The organism is Nonomuraea sp. NPDC049625 (assembly GCF_040675285.1).
GTDB classification, from domain to species: Bacteria; Actinomycetota; Actinomycetes; order Streptosporangiales; family Streptosporangiaceae; genus Nonomuraea; species Nonomuraea angiospora_A.
Window position 1 is genome coordinate 336,036 of the sequence record NZ_JBFAOQ010000013.1, and the last position, 15,025, is coordinate 351,060.

The 15,025-nt window shown below is 69.6% G+C and carries 19 protein-coding genes; 15 read left to right on the forward strand and 4 right to left on the reverse strand.

Translation table 11 applies throughout. The features are described from left to right. Positions 1-35: 35 nt before the first annotated feature. Positions 36-1,232, reverse strand: a complete 1,197-nt coding sequence (locus AB0J87_RS43910; protein ID WP_363976612.1) for an NADP-dependent malic enzyme — start codon at positions 1,230-1,232, stop codon at positions 36-38. A 278-nt stretch (positions 1,233-1,510) separates the two neighbouring features. Here AB0J87_RS43910 and AB0J87_RS43915 point away from each other — a divergent pair, with 278 nt between their 5' ends. The 4 genes from AB0J87_RS43915 to AB0J87_RS43930 all read left to right on the forward strand — a co-directional run bounded on the left by AB0J87_RS43915 (position 1,511) and on the right by AB0J87_RS43930 (position 4,579). After that, on the forward strand, positions 1,511-2,368 hold the full coding sequence (locus tag AB0J87_RS43915) for an ABC transporter substrate-binding protein (protein WP_363976615.1): 858 nt from the start codon (positions 1,511-1,513) through the stop codon (positions 2,366-2,368). 3 nt (positions 2,369-2,371) lie between these two features. Continuing rightward, positions 2,372-3,199 (forward strand): amino acid ABC transporter permease, encoded by an 828-nt coding sequence (locus AB0J87_RS43920; RefSeq protein ID WP_350729305.1) that lies wholly within the window; start codon positions 2,372-2,374, stop codon positions 3,197-3,199. Then, entirely contained in the window at positions 3,196-3,939 is a 744-nt protein-coding gene (locus tag AB0J87_RS43925; protein ID WP_363976618.1) for an amino acid ABC transporter ATP-binding protein, read from the forward strand. Before AB0J87_RS43920 ends, AB0J87_RS43925 begins: the two co-directional genes overlap by 4 nt. A 214-nt stretch (positions 3,940-4,153) precedes the next feature. Further along, the gene (locus tag AB0J87_RS43930; RefSeq protein ID WP_355205127.1) at positions 4,154-4,579 is read left to right on the forward strand and encodes a CGNR zinc finger domain-containing protein; all 426 of its coding nucleotides are present in this window, start codon (positions 4,154-4,156) and stop codon (positions 4,577-4,579) included. Here the strand turns inward: AB0J87_RS43930 and AB0J87_RS43935 are convergent. Then, complete coding sequence (locus tag AB0J87_RS43935) at positions 4,576-4,941, reverse strand: S24 family peptidase (protein ID WP_363976621.1); 366 nt, start codon at positions 4,939-4,941, stop codon at positions 4,576-4,578. The two genes, AB0J87_RS43930 and AB0J87_RS43935, sit on opposite strands and share 4 nt — an antisense overlap. A 17-nt stretch (positions 4,942-4,958) precedes the next feature. Between AB0J87_RS43935 and sodN the strand changes: the two genes are divergently transcribed. The 3 genes from sodN to AB0J87_RS43950 all read left to right on the forward strand — a co-directional run bounded on the left by sodN (position 4,959) and on the right by AB0J87_RS43950 (position 6,710). Then, the gene (gene sodN, locus AB0J87_RS43940) at positions 4,959-5,360 is read left to right on the forward strand and encodes a superoxide dismutase, Ni (RefSeq protein WP_363976624.1); all 402 of its coding nucleotides are present in this window, start codon (positions 4,959-4,961) and stop codon (positions 5,358-5,360) included. A gap of 127 nt (positions 5,361-5,487) precedes the next feature. Beyond that, a complete protein-coding gene (locus AB0J87_RS43945) occupies positions 5,488-5,913 on the forward strand; it encodes an anti-sigma factor (protein WP_127936220.1) in 426 nt (141 codons plus the stop codon). 17 nt (positions 5,914-5,930) lie between these two features. Further along, on the forward strand, positions 5,931-6,710 hold the full coding sequence (locus tag AB0J87_RS43950; RefSeq protein ID WP_176573444.1) for an RNA polymerase sigma factor SigF: 780 nt from the start codon (positions 5,931-5,933) through the stop codon (positions 6,708-6,710). On the opposite strand, the gene AB0J87_RS43955 is transcribed toward AB0J87_RS43950, so the two are convergent. Continuing rightward, on the reverse strand, positions 6,707-7,090 hold the full coding sequence (locus AB0J87_RS43955) for a hypothetical protein (protein ID WP_350729295.1): 384 nt from the start codon (positions 7,088-7,090) through the stop codon (positions 6,707-6,709). The two genes, AB0J87_RS43950 and AB0J87_RS43955, sit on opposite strands and share 4 nt — an antisense overlap. 88 nt (positions 7,091-7,178) lie before the next feature. On the opposite strand from AB0J87_RS43955, the gene AB0J87_RS43960 reads away from it, so the two are divergent. Next, positions 7,179-8,135, forward strand: coding sequence for a diacylglycerol kinase family protein (locus AB0J87_RS43960; protein WP_350729293.1), 957 nt, complete (start codon positions 7,179-7,181; stop codon positions 8,133-8,135). A 270-nt stretch (positions 8,136-8,405) separates the two neighbouring features. Continuing rightward, entirely contained in the window at positions 8,406-8,660 is a 255-nt protein-coding gene (locus AB0J87_RS43965) for a WhiB family transcriptional regulator (RefSeq protein ID WP_185068358.1), read from the forward strand. 245 nt (positions 8,661-8,905) lie between these two features. Here the strand turns inward: AB0J87_RS43965 and AB0J87_RS43970 are convergent, their stop codons facing one another. Then, positions 8,906-10,375: a histidine kinase N-terminal domain-containing protein gene (locus AB0J87_RS43970; RefSeq protein WP_363976630.1), complete on the reverse strand. Its 1,470-nt coding sequence runs from the start codon at positions 10,373-10,375 to the stop codon at positions 8,906-8,908. Positions 10,376-10,602: 227 nt separating this feature from the next. Here AB0J87_RS43970 and AB0J87_RS43975 point away from each other — a divergent pair, with 227 nt between their 5' ends. The 6 genes from AB0J87_RS43975 (at position 10,603) to AB0J87_RS44000 (ending at position 14,991) form a co-directional block, all read left to right on the forward strand. After that, positions 10,603-10,860, forward strand: a complete 258-nt coding sequence (locus AB0J87_RS43975; protein ID WP_355205114.1) for a hypothetical protein — start codon at positions 10,603-10,605, stop codon at positions 10,858-10,860. Beyond that, positions 10,857-11,576 (forward strand): GntR family transcriptional regulator, encoded by a 720-nt coding sequence (locus AB0J87_RS43980; protein WP_350729287.1) that lies wholly within the window; start codon positions 10,857-10,859, stop codon positions 11,574-11,576. The genes AB0J87_RS43975 and AB0J87_RS43980 overlap by 4 nt, the downstream gene beginning before the upstream one ends. Before the next feature lie 40 nt (positions 11,577-11,616). After that, entirely contained in the window at positions 11,617-12,327 is a 711-nt protein-coding gene (bioD, locus tag AB0J87_RS43985) for a dethiobiotin synthase (protein WP_363976634.1), read from the forward strand. 77 nt (positions 12,328-12,404) lie between these two features. Then, positions 12,405-13,568, forward strand: a complete 1,164-nt coding sequence (locus AB0J87_RS43990) for a histidine kinase (RefSeq protein ID WP_363976637.1) — start codon at positions 12,405-12,407, stop codon at positions 13,566-13,568. Next, positions 13,559-14,215: a response regulator transcription factor gene (locus AB0J87_RS43995; RefSeq protein WP_350729282.1), complete on the forward strand. Its 657-nt coding sequence runs from the start codon at positions 13,559-13,561 to the stop codon at positions 14,213-14,215. Before AB0J87_RS43990 ends, AB0J87_RS43995 begins: the two co-directional genes overlap by 10 nt. Then, the gene (locus AB0J87_RS44000) at positions 14,212-14,991 is read left to right on the forward strand and encodes a DUF4097 family beta strand repeat-containing protein (protein ID WP_363976640.1); all 780 of its coding nucleotides are present in this window, start codon (positions 14,212-14,214) and stop codon (positions 14,989-14,991) included. Before AB0J87_RS43995 ends, AB0J87_RS44000 begins: the two co-directional genes overlap by 4 nt. Positions 14,992-15,025: the final 34 nt, after the last annotated feature.

The following is a 15,025-nucleotide window of genomic DNA, read 5'->3' on the forward strand; positions in this document are numbered from 1 at the left end:
CCTCCCTGATCCAAGGAGGCCCCCGTACGAGGAGGTCAGACGCGGGCGACGCCGTCCGCGCGGGCCTGGGCCGCGACCGCGGCGGTCACGGCGGGCGCGACGCGCTCGTCGAACGGGCTCGGGATGACATACGTCGCCGAGAGGTCGTCGCCGACGACGCCGGCCAGCGCGTTGGCGGCGGCCACCTTCATGTTCTCGGTGATGGCGGACGCGCGCACGTCGAGGGCGCCCCTGAAGACGCCGGGGAAGGCCAGCACGTTGTTGATCTGGTTGGGGAAGTCGGAGCGGCCGGTGGCCACGACCTTGGCGTGCCGGGCGGCCACCTCGGGGTGGACCTCGGGGGTGGGGTTGGACAGGGCGAAGACGATGGCGTCGGGCGCCATGGAGGCGATGGCCGCCTCGGACACGGTCGACCCGGACAGCCCGACGAACACGTCGGCGCCCGCCAGCGCGTCCTCCGTCGAGCCGGTGTGGCCGGCGCGGTTGGTGTCGCGCGCGAGGGCCTCCTTGACGGGGTTGAGCCCCTCGCGGCCCGCGTAGATCATGCCCTTGGAGTCGGCGACCGCGATGTCGCCGATGCCCGCCTCCAGGAGGATGCGGGAGACCGCGACGCCGGACGCGCCCGCCCCGGCCACGACGGCGCGCAGGTCGCCGAGCGAGCGCCCGGTCAGGCGGGCGGCGTTCTGGAGCGCGGCGAGCACCACGATGGCGGTGCCGTGCTGGTCGTCGTGGAAGACGGGGATGTCGAGCAGCTCCCGGAGCCGGTCCTCGACCTCGAAGCAGCGCGGGGCGCTGATGTCCTCGAGGTTGATGCCGCCGAACGACGGCGCGAGGCGCAGGACGGTCTCGACGAGCGCGTCGACGTCGGTGCAGTCGAGGCAGATGGGGACGGCGTCGACGTTCGCGAACTGCTTGAACAGCAGCGCCTTGCCCTCCATGACCGGCATGGCGGCCGAGGGGCCGATGTCGCCCAGGCCGAGCACGGCGGTGCCGTCGGAGACGACGGCCACCACGTTGGAGACCCAGGTGTAGTCGTTGACCAGCGCGGGCGTCTCGGCGATGGCGGTGCAGACCCGGGCGACGCCGGGCGTGTAGGCGAGGGAGAGATCGTCCGCGTCGCGGACGGGAACGGTGGAGCGGACCTCGAGCTTGCCTCCGCGGTGCAGCGCGAAGGCCGGATCGAGATCGAGTTGCTCGACGGGAACGGAAGCAGAAGCGGGCGTGACAGCCACAGCGACCCCTGTAGTCATCGGGAGCGGAAGAAACCTTCGGCGGGCGAGCGCGAGCGGGCTGGCCTCGGTAGCTGCCAGGATCCCCTCGTCGGTCGTCTCAGAGGGGTACGGGGGTCACCCGTCTCCCTATCGTGCCACATGGTGAGATGGACTCGGTGTCAGTGCCGACGCCGTTCCGTTGACGCATCGTTAAATGTCTGATGGCTGACCGGTGCAAAACCCCATTTAAACTGCACAAAACGCAAGTTTCCTGGCTTTTCACATCGAGGAGGCCGTACATGGCCCTCAGCCCCAAGGGCCGCCGTGGCTATGCCGCCGGCGTGCTCGCGTTGACCGCCGCACTGGCGCTGACCGCGTGCGGGAGCGGTGGCAACAGCTCGAGCTCCGCCACGACCGGCGCGAGCGCCTCCGCAGCCGGCGGTGTTCAGCTGGTGCAGCCTGGCAAGCTCACAGTCTGTACGAACATCCCGTACGAGCCGTTCCAGTTCAAGGACGCGAGCGGCAAGATCGTCGGTTTCGACGTCGACATCGTCGACCTTGTCGCGAAGAAGCTGGGCGTGACCCAGGAGATCGTGGACATCGACTTCGCGGTGATCAAGAGCGGCGCCGCCATGGCGGCCAAGAAGTGCGACCTGGCCGCCGCCGGCATGACGATCACGCCGGAGCGCAAGGCGAACATCGACTTCTCCGACCCGTACTTCGACGCCACCCAGGCGCTGCTCGCCAAGAAGGGCACCGGGGCGACGTCGCTGGCCGACGTCAAGGCCAAGAACCTCAAGCTGGGCGCCCAGGCCAGCACCACGGGCCTCGACTACGTCAAGAAGCAGGGTTTCGACCCGACCGAGTACGCCGACTCCGCCAAGGAGCTGCTGGCCCTGCAGGCCGGCCAGGCCGACGTGATCGTCCAGGACCTCCCCGTGGTCCTCACCTGGCTGAAGAAGCCGGAGGTCGCCGCGAAGTTCGAGCTGATCGGCAGCCTGGACACCGGCGAGCAGTACGGCCTCGGCCTGAAGAAGAACGCCGACCCGGTGCTGCTCAAGACGATCAATGAAGAGATCGCCAAGGCCAAGCAAGACGGCACCTACGAGAAGATCTACGTGAAGTGGTTCGGCAAGAAGCCCGGCGAGCTGGGCTGATCCATGGCCGACCAGCCGAAGACGGCTGAGCCCGCACGCGCCGGGCTCAGCCCTCGGAAGAAGCAGCAGATCAGCCGCGGCATCCAGTACGCCGTCCTGGTCGTCGTGCTCCTCCTCCTCGTCCTGTACGCGGACTGGGGCAGCCTCGCCCAGAACTTCGCCAAGCCCGACGTGGCGAAGGAGACGCTGCCGGAACTGTTCACCATCGCGCTGCGGAACACGGTCATCTACACGGTCACCGGATTCGTCCTCGCCTTCCTCGTGGGACTGCTGCTCGCGCTCATGCGGCTGTCACCGGTCCGGCCTTACCGGTGGATCGCGATCGTCTACATCGAGATCTTCCGTGGCCTGCCCGCGCTGCTGATCTTCATCATGATCACCTTCTTGCCACTGGCGCTGCCGGGCTTCCAGGTGCCTTTCGGCACATACGGCCAGGTCGCCCTCGGGCTCGGGGCGATCGGCGCGGCCTACCAGGCGGAGGTGTTCCGCGCGGGGCTGCAGGCCGTGCCCAAGGGGCAGGTCGAGGCCGCCAGATCGCTGGGCATGTCCGCCACCCGCGCCCAGTTCACCGTGGTGATCCCGCAGGCCCTCCGCATGGTCATCCCGCCGACCACCAACCAGTTCGTGGCCCTGCTCAAGGACTCCTCGCTGGTGCTGTTCCTCGGCGTGTCCAGCGAGTATGTCGAGCTCGCCAAGTTCGGCAACGACCTGGCCTCCCAGCACTCCAACGCCACGCCCATCATGGTCTCCGGTCTGACGTACCTGATCGTCACGATCCCGCTGGGATATCTGGCGACCCGGCTGGAGGGACGTAAGGGGAGGAACCGATGACGCACGCGATCGAGATCGCGGACCTGCACAAGCACTTCGGCAGGAACGAGGTGCTCAAGGGTATCCACATGACCGTCGACCCCGGCCAGGTCGTCTGCGTCATCGGGCCGTCTGGCTCCGGCAAGTCCACCCTGCTGCGCTGCGTGAACCTGCTGGAGGTGCCCACCAAGGGCAAGGTGTTCGTGGAGGGCGTCGAGCTCACCGACCCCGATGTGGACATCGACGCCGTACGCCGCCGCATCGGCATGGTCTTCCAGCAGTTCAACCTGTTCCCGCACATGACCGCGCTGCAGAACGTGATGATCGCCCAGCAGCGGGTGCTGAAGCGGGGCAAGAAGGAAGCCGAGGTCGTCGCCAGGGAGAACCTGGACAAGGTCGGCGTCGGCGCCAAGTGCGACGCCTACCCGGCGCAGCTCTCGGGCGGCCAGCAGCAGCGGGTGGCGATCGCCCGGGCGCTGGCCATGAACCCGGACCTGATGCTGTTCGACGAGCCCACCTCGGCGCTCGACCCCGAGCTGGTGGGAGACGTGCTCACCGTCATGCGGAAGCTGGCGGAGGAGGGCATGACCATGCTGGTGGTCACCCATGAGATGGGGTTCGCGCGGCAGGTGGCCGACCGGGTGGTGTTCATGGACGGCGGCGTGATCGTCGAGGACGGCGAGCCGGCGCAGGTGATCGGCGATCCGCAGCAGGAACGCACGCGCGCCTTCCTCCACCGGGTCCTGCACCCCGAGGAGTAGGCCCGGCAGGCACGGCGGGGAGCTCCGTACCACCGTACGGAGCGCCCCGCCCACCGGACTCAGCGCCCCATGTACGCCTCGAAGCGCTGCCCCAGGGCCCTCTTTACCCGGCGGCACGCACGGCCCCTGAAACGCCTTCTCAGCCGCGCCTGACCGCACTCCCCGCCGGAAGACCCGGCCCCGATCGGCGTGGCCCGTGATGTAATACACCCGCATGGACCTCACCTCTTACGCCGAGTGGGCCGTCCGGCTGGTCAACGATCCCGACCCGCCGCCGGAGCTGAGGCCGCTGCGCGACGAGCTGGCCGCCGCCTTCGACGAGGCCGACGACGAACGGGCCGTGGCCGCGCGGCTCAACGCCCTGCTCGTGCGCTATCCCGTACGCCCCCAGCTCACCGACCACGACGGCGGGGGCTGGCACCTCCACCTGGCCGAGGACTCCGCCGCCTGCGCCGTGATGGGCCTGGCCGCGGTCGTGGCGGAGCTGGGCGCGGACCGGCTCGGCCGGTGCCAGGAGCCGCGCTGCGGCAAGGCGTTCCTCGACACCTCGTCCAACCGTTCGCGCCGCTACTGCTCCTCCCGCTGCGCCAGCCGCGCGAACGTCGCCGCCTTCCGCGCCCGCCGGCGCAACGGCTCCTAACGCCGCCGCAGGAGGGGCCAGTAACGCAGCACGACCCGTCCGACGATGTCGTGGACCGGCCCGAAGTCCCAGCTGTCACGCCGCCCGCTGGCCCGCTGGTTGTCGCTCTCCAGCCACCATCCGTCCTGTCCGTGCCACTGCGCCCGTTTCACGATGAGCTGCTCGGGATCACCGGGAAGTCTCGCCACCACGAGATCTCCCGGGTGGACGGTGGCGCCCCTGCGTACGAGGAGCCAGTCGCCGGGAACCAGCGCGGGGCGCATCGAATCGCCCTCGACACGCACTCTCATGGGCTGTGACCCCCTACTCCGCAGGCGTTGGGACCCGAGTAAGGTCGGTTGTGGACCAAGCTGATTCAGCATCAAGGAAGGACTTTCTGATGCTCGCACGACTGCTACGACCCAAGCATGTCGCTTCCGCACACTGCGACCTGCCCTGCGGGGTCTACGACCCCGCTCAGGCCCGCATCGAGGCCGAGTCGGTCAAGGCGATCATGGAAAAGTACACGGCCAACGAGGACGCGGTCTTCCGCGCCCGCGCGCTGTCCATCAAGGAGGAGCGGGCCGAGCTGGTCAAGCACCACCTGTGGGTGCTCTGGACCGACTACTTCAAGCCGCCGCACCTGGAGCAGTACCCTCAGCTTCACCAGCTCTTCTGGGACGCCACCAAGCTCGCGGGCGCCGCCGGCGCCAAGGGCACGGTCGACGTCGCCAAGGCCGAGGACCTGCTGGGCAAGATCGACGAGATCTCCAAGATCTTCTGGGAGACCAAGGCCGCCTAAAACGGCACATAAGGCTCTGTACGGCAGCAGCCGTACAGAGCCTTTTCCGTTGATGGCGAGTCTGAATCGTCCAAGCACCTCCCAGGGGCGGTAAGTTGCAGTTGGCGTCGGAAACGCGAGGAGGAACGTGACCGAGGAAACCGAGACGCGCGCGGAGGGCGTGGCCGGCATTCGCGACGTGGTGAGCATCAGGCTCCCCGCCGCCAGTGCCTACCTGTCTGTGCTGCGTACGGCTACCGCCGGGCTGGCGGCGCGGCTGGACTTCACGCTCGACGAGATCGAGGATCTACGGATCGCGGTCGACGAGGCGTGCGCCATGCTGCTGAGCGAGGCGGTGCCCGGCACCGACCTCACCGCCGAGTTCGAGCTGACCGGGCATGAGATGCAGGTCAGGGTCGAAGTGGCCACGGTCGGAAGCTCCGCGCCCAAACGCGATGACTTCGCCTGGATGGTGCTGACCGCCTTGGCCGACGACGTCGACGCGGTGACCGACTCCCCAGATCGCATGGCTATCGTCCTGCGTAAGCGCCGAGGCGCAGCGAGGCCGGCGTGACGGAAAGGACTGGAGCCATGGCCACCAGCGAACACGCCGTGCCCGACCGGGTGCGTGCCCGCATGCTCTTCGCCGAGCTGGCCGAGCTGGGCCCCGAGGAGCCGCGCCGCCAGCGCATCAGAGACGAGCTGGTCGAGCTTCACCTTCCCCTGGTCGAATACCTGGCCCGCCGCTTTCGGAACAGGGGCGAGTGGCTCGACGACCTGACCCAGGTCGCCACCATCGGCCTGATCAAGTCCATCGACCGGTTCGACCTCAACCGCGGCGTGGAGTTCTCCACGTACGCCACGCCCACGATCGTCGGCGAGATCAAGCGCCATTTCCGCGACAAGGGCTGGGCGGTCCGCGTCCCGCGCCGGCTGCAGGAGCTGAAGCTCTCGCTGACCAAGGCGATAAGCGATCTCTCGCAGCGCGAGGGCCGCGCGCCGACGGTCGCCGAGCTGGCCTCCTACCTCAAGATGACCGAGGAGGAGGTGCTCGAGGGCCTCGAGTCGGCCAACGCCTACTCGACCGTGTCGCTCGACGCGCCCGACTCCGGCGACGACGACGCCCCCGCGGTGTCCGACTCGCTCGGCATCGTGGACGAGTCGCTCGAGGGCGTCGAATACCGCGAGTCGCTGAAACCGCTGCTCGAACGGCTGCCGCCGCGGGAGAAGCGCATCCTGTTGTTGCGCTTCTTCGGCAATATGACGCAGTCGCAGATCGCCACCGAGCTGGGCATCTCGCAGATGCACGTCTCGCGCCTGCTGGCCCGCACCCTCGCGCAGCTGCGCGAGGGTCTGACCGCCGAAGACTAGCCGTCTCCGTAGAGGGCGTGCGTGGTGGGCGGCGCCAGCAGCGTCGCCAACCCCGCCACCGCGATCACGATCAGCGGGATCCCGAGCTGGGGCTGGCCTGACTGGATGAGCGTGACGGAGATCGGCACCATGAAGATCTGCGTCAGGACGCCGGGCGACCGCCCCCACCGCTCCATCCTGAACAGCCCGCCCCATGCCACCCAGAGCAGCCCCGCTCCGACCAGCACGCCGAAGGCCGACTCGGCGATGGCGGTGGTCAGGTTGTCCGGGGTGCTGACCAGGGTCTCCACGGCCACGTAGATGCCGAGGCCGAGCGCCACCAGGCCTTCCAGGGCGACGATGGCGGCGGCGATGACGAGGGTGACCGGACGACGATTCACGCCCGTACCCTACCCCTCGGGTCACCCGGTCCGAGAAATAGGACGTTCGGCCGATAACGCCCACAAGTCCAGCGGATACGCTGGCGATATGCGCGCCATGCTCTTGGTGAATCCCAAGGCCACCACCACGAACGCCCGTACGCGTGACGTGCTGATCCGCGCGCTCGGCGCGGCCGTGGAGCTGGCGGTGGAGGAGACCCGCTACCGCGGGCACGCCGCGGCGCTGGCCGCCACCGCGCGGGCCAAGGGATACGACGTCGTGGCGGTGCTCGGCGGCGACGGGACGATCAACGAGACCGTGAACGGCCTGCTCAACCCGGTGAACGGCGGCGACGTCCCGCCCGGCAGCGAGGGCCGGCCCGCGCTCGTCGTCATCCCCGGGGGCAGCGCGAACGTGTTCGCCCGCGCGCTGGGGCTGCCGAACGACCCGGTGGAGTCCACGGGGGCGGTGCTGGAGGCGCTCAGGGACGGCCGCCGCAGGACCGTTGGTTTGGGGCAGGCCCTATGGGAAGGCCAGAGCCGCTACTTCACCTTCTGCTCGGGCATGGGGTACGACGCAGAGGTTGTACGGGCCGTGGAAGGCCTCAGGGGAACGGGCCGCAAAGCCACGCCTACACGGTACGTGAACACCGCCCTACGGCACTATCTGGCCACGGACAAACGGCATCCAGCGATGACCCTGACCGGTCCGGGGATCCCGACGGCCCGCGGGCTGTTCATGGCGATCATCTCCAACACCTCTCCATGGACGTACGTCGGCACCAGGCCCGTGCACCCGACCCCGTGGGCGAGCTTCGAGACCGGGCTCGACCTTCTCGGGCTGCGCCGGATGGGACCGATGTCCATGGCGTCAGTGATCCGACAGATTCTCACGGAGAGTGACGCCCTTCCGGGCGGCCGGCACCTCGTGCAACTGCACGACGAGGCCGAGTTCACGCTCACCGCGGAACGCCCCGTGGCCTTCCAGCTGGACGGGGACTACCTGGGCGAATACGAAACCGTAACATTCCGGTCTACACCGAACGCGTTACAAGTTTTGGTCTAGGTGGTTACATTCGGTCATTGTGTGACGCATCCGACAGCCATAACACCCAAAACTTCCCGTCAACCCTCTTGCGTGCACTCAGCGTGGCTGACAGTCTCAAGACTGACGTCGGAACGTAGGACCTTTAACAACCCCAAGGTTCTCCGAGCGTCAGCGAGCGATCCCGGTCCTCACAGGTCCGGGTCTTGTTCGCGCGAGTTAGTGAAACTCTTCACAAAGTAGTAGCCGCACGGAGCCGACCAGAGGCTCCATCTACTAAGGAGTGGACGCATGGACTGGCGCCACCGAGCTGCCTGCCGTGACGTGGACCCCGAGCTGTTCTTCCCGATCGGCAACACCGGCCCGGCACTCATGCAGATCGAAGAAGCCAAGCAGGTCTGCCGTTCCTGCTCGGCCGTCGAAGCCTGCCTGAAGTGGGCGCTGGAGTCCGGGCAGGACGCCGGCGTCTGGGGCGGCCTCAGCGAGGACGAGCGCCGCGCTCTCAAGCGCCGCACCGCTCGCCACCGCGCCCGCCTCACCGCCTGACCCGCCACCGTCATCTGATCTCCACCACCATCTGACCCCGCGTCGCCCGAGCCCCGATCGGCTCGCGCGCCGCCGTACCCTCCTCGCCCCGATGCGTCGCCGCCGGCCGCCGCGCCACCCGCCGGACGCGCCACCGCCCAAGCCGTCACCCCGGCCGACGCACCGCCGCCGTTCGACATGCCCGCACCCGACGCGCCGAGCCCTCGTACTCCCGTCGAACCCCGACGGACGCGTACGAACCGGGATCAGGCCGCCGGGAGCGGGATCGACAGCGTGACCTCCGTACCCCCTTCGAGCCGCGGCTCGATGGACAGCCGGCCGGAAAGCTCCCCTTCGACCAGCGTGCGGACGATCTGCAGCCCCAGGCTGGTGGAAGTGTCGAGGTCGAAGCCGGCCGGAAGCCCGAGGCCGTCGTCCCACACCGTGACGTTGAGCCGGTCGGGCTCGGGCTCGACGACCACTTCGAGTCGCTTGGGCCGCCCGTGCTGCATCGCGTTCTGCAACAGCTCGGTCAGCGCCATGGCCAGCGGCGTGGCGATGAGCGAAGGCAGCACGCCGAAGCCCCCGACGCGGCGCGGCGTGACCGCCACCTCCGCGGCCGACACCTCCCCCGCCATCGCGAACACCCGGTCGGCGATCTCGTCGAAGTCCACGAACTCCTCGGGCGCGTGGGACAGCGTCTCGTGCACGATCGCGATCGACCCGACCCGGCGGACCGCCTCCTCCAGCGCCTCCCGCCCCTCCGGCACCTGCAGCCGCCTGGCCTGCAGGCGGAGCAGCGCGGCCACGGTCTGCAGGTTGTTCTTCACCCGGTGGTGGATCTCGCGGATCGTGGCGTCCTTGGTCATCAGCTCGCGCTCGCGGCGCCGCAGCTCGGTCACGTCCCTGATGAGCACGAGCGCGCCGATGCGGCCGCCGCCGACGATCAGCGGAATGGCTCTGAGCTGCACGATCGTGCCGCCCGACTCGACCTCGGTCTCCTTGGCCGCGCGCCCGCTGGCCACGATCATGAGATCTTCGTTGATCGGCTCGTCGGAGTAGCAGAGCGTCGCGGTGACCCGGCCCAGCTCGGCCCCGACCAGGTCGGCGTGCAGGCCGAGCCGCCGGTAGGCGGACAGGGCGTTCGGCGAGGCGTACGTGACGCGCCCGGCCCGGTCGAGCCGCAGCAGGCCGTCGCCGACGCGCGGCGAGCGCACCAGGATCGGCTCCTCACCCGAGAACGGGAACCGGCCCTCGGCCACCATCTGCGCCAGGTCGGAGGCGCTCTGGAGGTAGGTCAGCTCCAGGCGCGACGGGGTGCGCGCGGAGGAGAGGTTCGTGGAGCGCTGGATCACCGCCAGGAACCGGCCCTCGCCGCCTTCGACGGTCCGCCGCACGGGGATGGTCTCCTCGCGCACGGGGACGCCCGTGGACCAGTCGGGATCGCCCTCGCGGCAGATGCGCCGCTCGTTCCAGGCGGTGTCGATGAGGTGGCGCTCTCCCTTGGCAGCGACGCTGCCGACGATGTCGTCGTGGTAGACGGTGGGGCCGGTGGTCGGTCGCATCTGCGCGATCGCGATCCAGCCGCTCTCCCCCAGCAGCGGCGCCCACAGGATGAGATCGGCGAACGACAGGTCGGCCAGCAGCTGCCAGTCGGAGACCAGCGAGTGCAGCCAGTCGAGATCCGCCTCGTCGAGGGCGGTGTGGCGGGCTACGAGGTCGCTGAGAGTCGGCACAGGTGCATCATGCGTGCTTTTCCCCGCAACAACCAAACCGGCTCCCTGGCTGAATGCGCGCCCGGATACGCGGGCAGGACTCCGCATGGCACGGCCGCACACCCGCTCGTTCGCACAGTGACGGCATATACGGCATCGTGCACCCAACTCGACATATCGGGAATCTCATATTGTGAGAACCGTCACACCATGAGAGCTGCTCGAACCGCAGACGGGACGAGTCGGAGGTGATCGACACGGGCAGGTGGCTCCACCCTGACACGGATCACGGACCGGCCTCGGTTGCGATCGCGCTCGCCGCTGTGGATATCCTTCACAATCAGCCTGAGCTGCCCGGATCCGTGCGCGCCGGCTACCGTGCCCGCCCGGTGCCGGTCGGCCGCCACAGCCCGCGGTTGACCGCTCGGGCTGATGTGAGTTCCGATGATCTCGCGGTGATCAGACACGCCTTCACCGCCGTGGCAGAAGTGAAGGTGAGAGCGTGACAGACGACAGCCCCCGCGTGCCCAAGTACTACGACGTCAAACGCAGCCTGCTCGAGCTCACGAAGACCCTGCCCGCCGGCGCGGCACTGCCGCCGGAGCGCACGCTCGCCGTACGGTTCGAGACCTCCCGCACCACGGTCAGGCAGGCGCTGACCGAGCTCGTGGTGGAGGGCCGGCTGCTGCGGATCCAGGGCAAGGGCACCTTCGTGGCCCAGCCGAAGGTGGCGCAGGTGCTGCAGCTCACCTCGTACATCGGCGACCTGCGCACGGCGGGCCTGGAGCCGGACACCAAAATACTCGAGATCGGCTACATCACCGCCGACGAGGCCCTGGCCAGGCGCCTGGCCATCAACCCCGGCGGCCGCGTGCTGCGCATCCACCGCCTCCGGCTGGCCAACGGCGAGCCCGTCTCCATCGACACCACCCACCTGTCCGCGCGCCGCTTCCCCCGGCTGCGGCGGGAGCTCGAGGTGCACGCGTCCCTGTACGAGACGCTGCACAACGCCTACAACGTCCGGCTCACGGACGCCGAGGAGATCATCGAGACCGTCCTGGCCACCCCGTACGACGCCAAGGCCCTCGGCGTCGACGTCGGACTCCCCATGCTCCTCCTCACCCGCCACGCCTTCGACGCCGACGGCAACCCCGTCGAGTGGGCCCAATCCCTCTACCGCGGCGACCGGTACAAGTTCGTCACCCGCCTGCGGCGCCCCTGACCTTCGCCTGCGGGCGGATGGGCTGGCCTACGCTGGGGCTATGAGCATCCTCGTCGTCACAGGCACCGACGCCGGGGTCGGCAAGACCGTCGTGACGGCGGCGCTGGCCGTGTTGGCCAGGCGGCGGGGGGCCTCCGTGGCCGTGGTGAAGGTCGCGCAGACCGGGGTCGCACCCGAAGAGGCCGGGGACGTGGATCAGGTGATCCGGATGTCCGGGGTCGGCACGACCTTCGAGGTGCGGCGGTTCGCCGAGCCGCTGCCGCCCGCCGCCGCCGCCCGCGTCGCCGGGGTGCCGCCCGTGTCGCTGGCCGAGGTGGGGCAGCTCGTACGGGAGCTCGCCGAGAGCAACCGGATGGTGGTCGTGGAGGGCACCGGAGGATTGCTGGAGCGCTTCGACGAGGACGGCGGGACCATCGGGGACCTCGCCCGGGCCCTGAGCGCGCAGGTGCTCGTCGTGGTCCGGCCCGGACGAGGGGCGGTGAACCACACCGCGCTCACCCTGGAGGCGATGGCGAACCGGGGGCTCGAGCCGACGGGGATCGTCATCGGGCGCTGGCCCGGCGAGCCCGGGATCGTCGAGCGGAGCTGCGTGTGCGACCTGGAGATGCTGGCCGCGCGGCCGCTGGCCGGGGTGCTGCCCGAAGGGGCCTGGGGGATGGGCGGGGAGGAGTTCGCCGAGGTGGCGCGGAGCGGGTTGGGCGTGATGTTGGGGGGATCGTTCGATCCTGCCGGATTCAAGGCGACGCTCTGAGGGTGGGGAAAACCCCACCATTCATCAGCACACCAGGGCTATTTCGCGTCTCACCCGCTGCTCAATACCGTTGAGCCATGAAAGTCCCCCGTCCGTGGTCGGCGCGGGCGTGGCTCGACACGGCCCACGTGATGATCGGTCTCCCGGTCGCAGTGCTGCTCGGCGGGCTGACGCTCGTCCTGGCCCTGTGGCCGCCCCTGCTGATGCGGAGCGTGCCGCGGTTCACGAGGGTGCAGCGGTCCAGGTTCGAGGCGTTCCTGGGCGCGCACATCCCGCCCGTACGCTCCCCGAGCAGCTGGCGCAGCCCGGCCACGTGGCGGCAGATCAGTTATCACCTGCTGTCGCCGTTCGTGGGGTTCGCGGCCGCGGTGCTGGTGGCGTTGGCGTGGGGAGGGGCGATCGTGGGGTTGCTGTCGTTCCTGCCGCAGAGGTTGCAGCCGCCGCCGATGGAGTTCGAGGAGTTCGACCTCAGGGACGGCAGGGTCGTGGCGATCTACATAGCGATCGGGCTCGTGCTCCTGCTGCTCGCGCCGGTGCTGGCGCGCGGCATGGCGGCGCTGGACCTGTCGGTGGCGCGCACGCTGCTCGGGCCCAGCCGTTCGGAGCTGGGCCAGCGGATCGAGACGCTGACGGAGAGCCGGGCGGGGGTGATCGACGCGGCCGACGCCGAGCGCCGCCGGATCGAGCGCGACCTGCACGACGGCGCCCAGCAGCGGCTCGTCTCCCTCGCCATGAACCTCGGCCTGGCCAGGGCCACTCTGACCGACCTGCCCGAACCGGCCCGCGAGGCCATCGCGCAGGCGCACGAGGAGGCCAAGCAGGCACTCAAGGAGCTGCGCGACTTCGTACGGGGCCTGCATCCGGCCGTCCTGAACGACCAGGGCCTGGACGCGGCGCTGTCCGGCGTGGCCGCCCGCGCGCCGTTCCCCGTCAAACTCCACGTCGACATCGAACGGCGTGCCACTCCGACCATCGAGGCGGTGGCGTTCTTCATCGTGTCCGAAGCACTGACCAACATCGCCAAGCACGCGGCGGCCACCAGGGCCGAGGTGAGCGTGCGGCGCGAGCGCGAGCGCCTGTACGTGCTCGTGTACGACGACGGCTGCGGCGGAGCCCGGCTGGACGGCGGTACGGGGCTGCGCGGCCTGGCCCAGCGGATCGACGCGGTGGACGGGTCGCTCCGGCTGTCCAGCCCGCTGGGCGGCCCTACGACGATCGAGGTGGACCTGCCGTGCGAGTAGTGCTCGCGGAGGATTCCGTACTGCTGCGCGAGGGGCTGATCAGGCTCCTGGACGCCTCCGGCATGGAGGTGGTGGCGGCCGTGGACGAGGCCGAGGGGCTGCTGCGGGCCGCCGCGGAGCACAAGCCCGAGCTGGTCATCACGGACGTCAGGATGCCGCCCACGCACACCGACGAGGGCCTGCGGGCCGCGCTCGTGCTGCGCCGCCAGCAGCCGGGCCTGGCCGTCCTGGTGCTCTCGCAGTACGTCGAGGAGCGCTACGCCGCCCAGCTCCTCGCCTCCGCCGCGACGGGCGGGGTCGGCTACCTGCTCAAGGACCGGGTGGCGGACGTGGCGGAGTTCATCGACGCGCTGCGCAGGGTGGCCGCCGGCGGCACCGCGCTCGACCCCGAGGTGGTGGCCCAGCTCCTGCTGCGCGGCAACAGCGACCCGCTCGAACGGCTCACTCCCAGGGAGCACGAGGTGCTCCAGCTGATGGCCGAGGGCCGTTCCAACGCCGGCATCGGCCAGTCCCTGGTGCTCAGCGAAGGGGCGGTCGGCAAGCACATCGGCAACATCTTCAGCAAACTCGACCTGTCGCCGGCCGAGGGCGACCACCGGCGCGTGCTGGCCGTCCTGCAGTTCCTCAAGATCAGGAGCCTGCCGTGAGAGCCGCCTGGCTGGCGGCGGGCGCGGTGGCGACCGCGTTCGCCCTGCTGCTCTCCGTCGGAGGGCTCTGGCGCGGGGTCGCGCGGGCCAGGATGCCGGAGGAGAACACGCAGCGGTCCATCGCCTTCGAGCACAAGAACGTACGCATCAAGGCGGGCAAGGGCTCCCAGGTCGACCTGAGCATCCTGCCGGGCAGGGCGGGCGAGCTGCTCATCGCGAGGTCGCTGCGCTGGTCGAGGAACCGGCCGACCATCACCGAGGACTGGGACGTCCGTTCCAGCACCCTGCGGCTCGACGCCGTCTGCCCCGGCGGCGAGCAGCCGAACGGCCCCGTCTGCTGGGCCGACTACGTGATCTACGTGCCGCCGGAGACCGACGTCGAGGCCGGCACGGGCAACGGCCGGCTCAGCGTCACCGATCTCTTCGGCAAGGTCCGCCTGTCCTCCGTCGCCGGCGACGTCCAGGTCGACAACCTCTCCGGCACCCTCTGGGCCAGGAGCGGCACGGGCAGCGTCGATGCCACGGAGCTCGACGTCGAGGCGGCCGACGTGGAGATCGGCTCGGGGGACGTCAACCTGTCCTTCGTCAGCGCCCCCACGACCGTCAACGCGGTGGTGCGGACGGCGGGCGACGTCAGCCTGAACCTGCCGAGGACGGCCTACGACATGACGGTGGAGGGGAACGACACCGATGTCGACGTCGCCCGGAACCCCACCTCACCGCGGAAGATCGTCGTACGGGCGCCGAAGGGCAGGGTGTCCGTCTGCTGCGACTGAAGATCCTTAAGATCTGTTTACTCTGGTGACTGGT

What these genes read in the sequence shown, in the direction of transcription:
- AB0J87_RS43990 (WP_363976637.1), top strand. Translation starts at nt 12,405, where the DNA reads ATGAAAGTCCCCCGTCCGTGGTCGGCGCGGGCGTGGCTCGACACGGCC.
- AB0J87_RS43925 (WP_363976618.1), top strand. Translation starts at nt 3,196, where the DNA reads ATGACGCACGCGATCGAGATCGCGGACCTGCACAAGCACTTCGGCAGG.
- AB0J87_RS43915 (WP_363976615.1), top strand. Translation starts at nt 1,511, where the DNA reads ATGGCCCTCAGCCCCAAGGGCCGCCGTGGCTATGCCGCCGGCGTGCTC.
- AB0J87_RS43920 (WP_350729305.1), top strand. Translation starts at nt 2,372, where the DNA reads ATGGCCGACCAGCCGAAGACGGCTGAGCCCGCACGCGCCGGGCTCAGC.
- AB0J87_RS43935 (WP_363976621.1), bottom strand. Translation starts at nt 4,941, where the DNA reads ATGCTGAATCAGCTTGGTCCACAACCGACCTTACTCGGGTCCCAACGC.
- AB0J87_RS43965 (WP_185068358.1), top strand. Translation starts at nt 8,406, where the DNA reads ATGGACTGGCGCCACCGAGCTGCCTGCCGTGACGTGGACCCCGAGCTG.
- sodN (WP_363976624.1), top strand. Translation starts at nt 4,959, where the DNA reads ATGCTCGCACGACTGCTACGACCCAAGCATGTCGCTTCCGCACACTGC.
- AB0J87_RS43950 (WP_176573444.1), top strand. Translation starts at nt 5,931, where the DNA reads ATGGCCACCAGCGAACACGCCGTGCCCGACCGGGTGCGTGCCCGCATG.
- bioD (WP_363976634.1), top strand. Translation starts at nt 11,617, where the DNA reads ATGAGCATCCTCGTCGTCACAGGCACCGACGCCGGGGTCGGCAAGACC.
- AB0J87_RS43930 (WP_355205127.1), top strand. Translation starts at nt 4,154, where the DNA reads ATGGACCTCACCTCTTACGCCGAGTGGGCCGTCCGGCTGGTCAACGAT.
- AB0J87_RS43960 (WP_350729293.1), top strand. Translation starts at nt 7,179, where the DNA reads ATGCGCGCCATGCTCTTGGTGAATCCCAAGGCCACCACCACGAACGCC.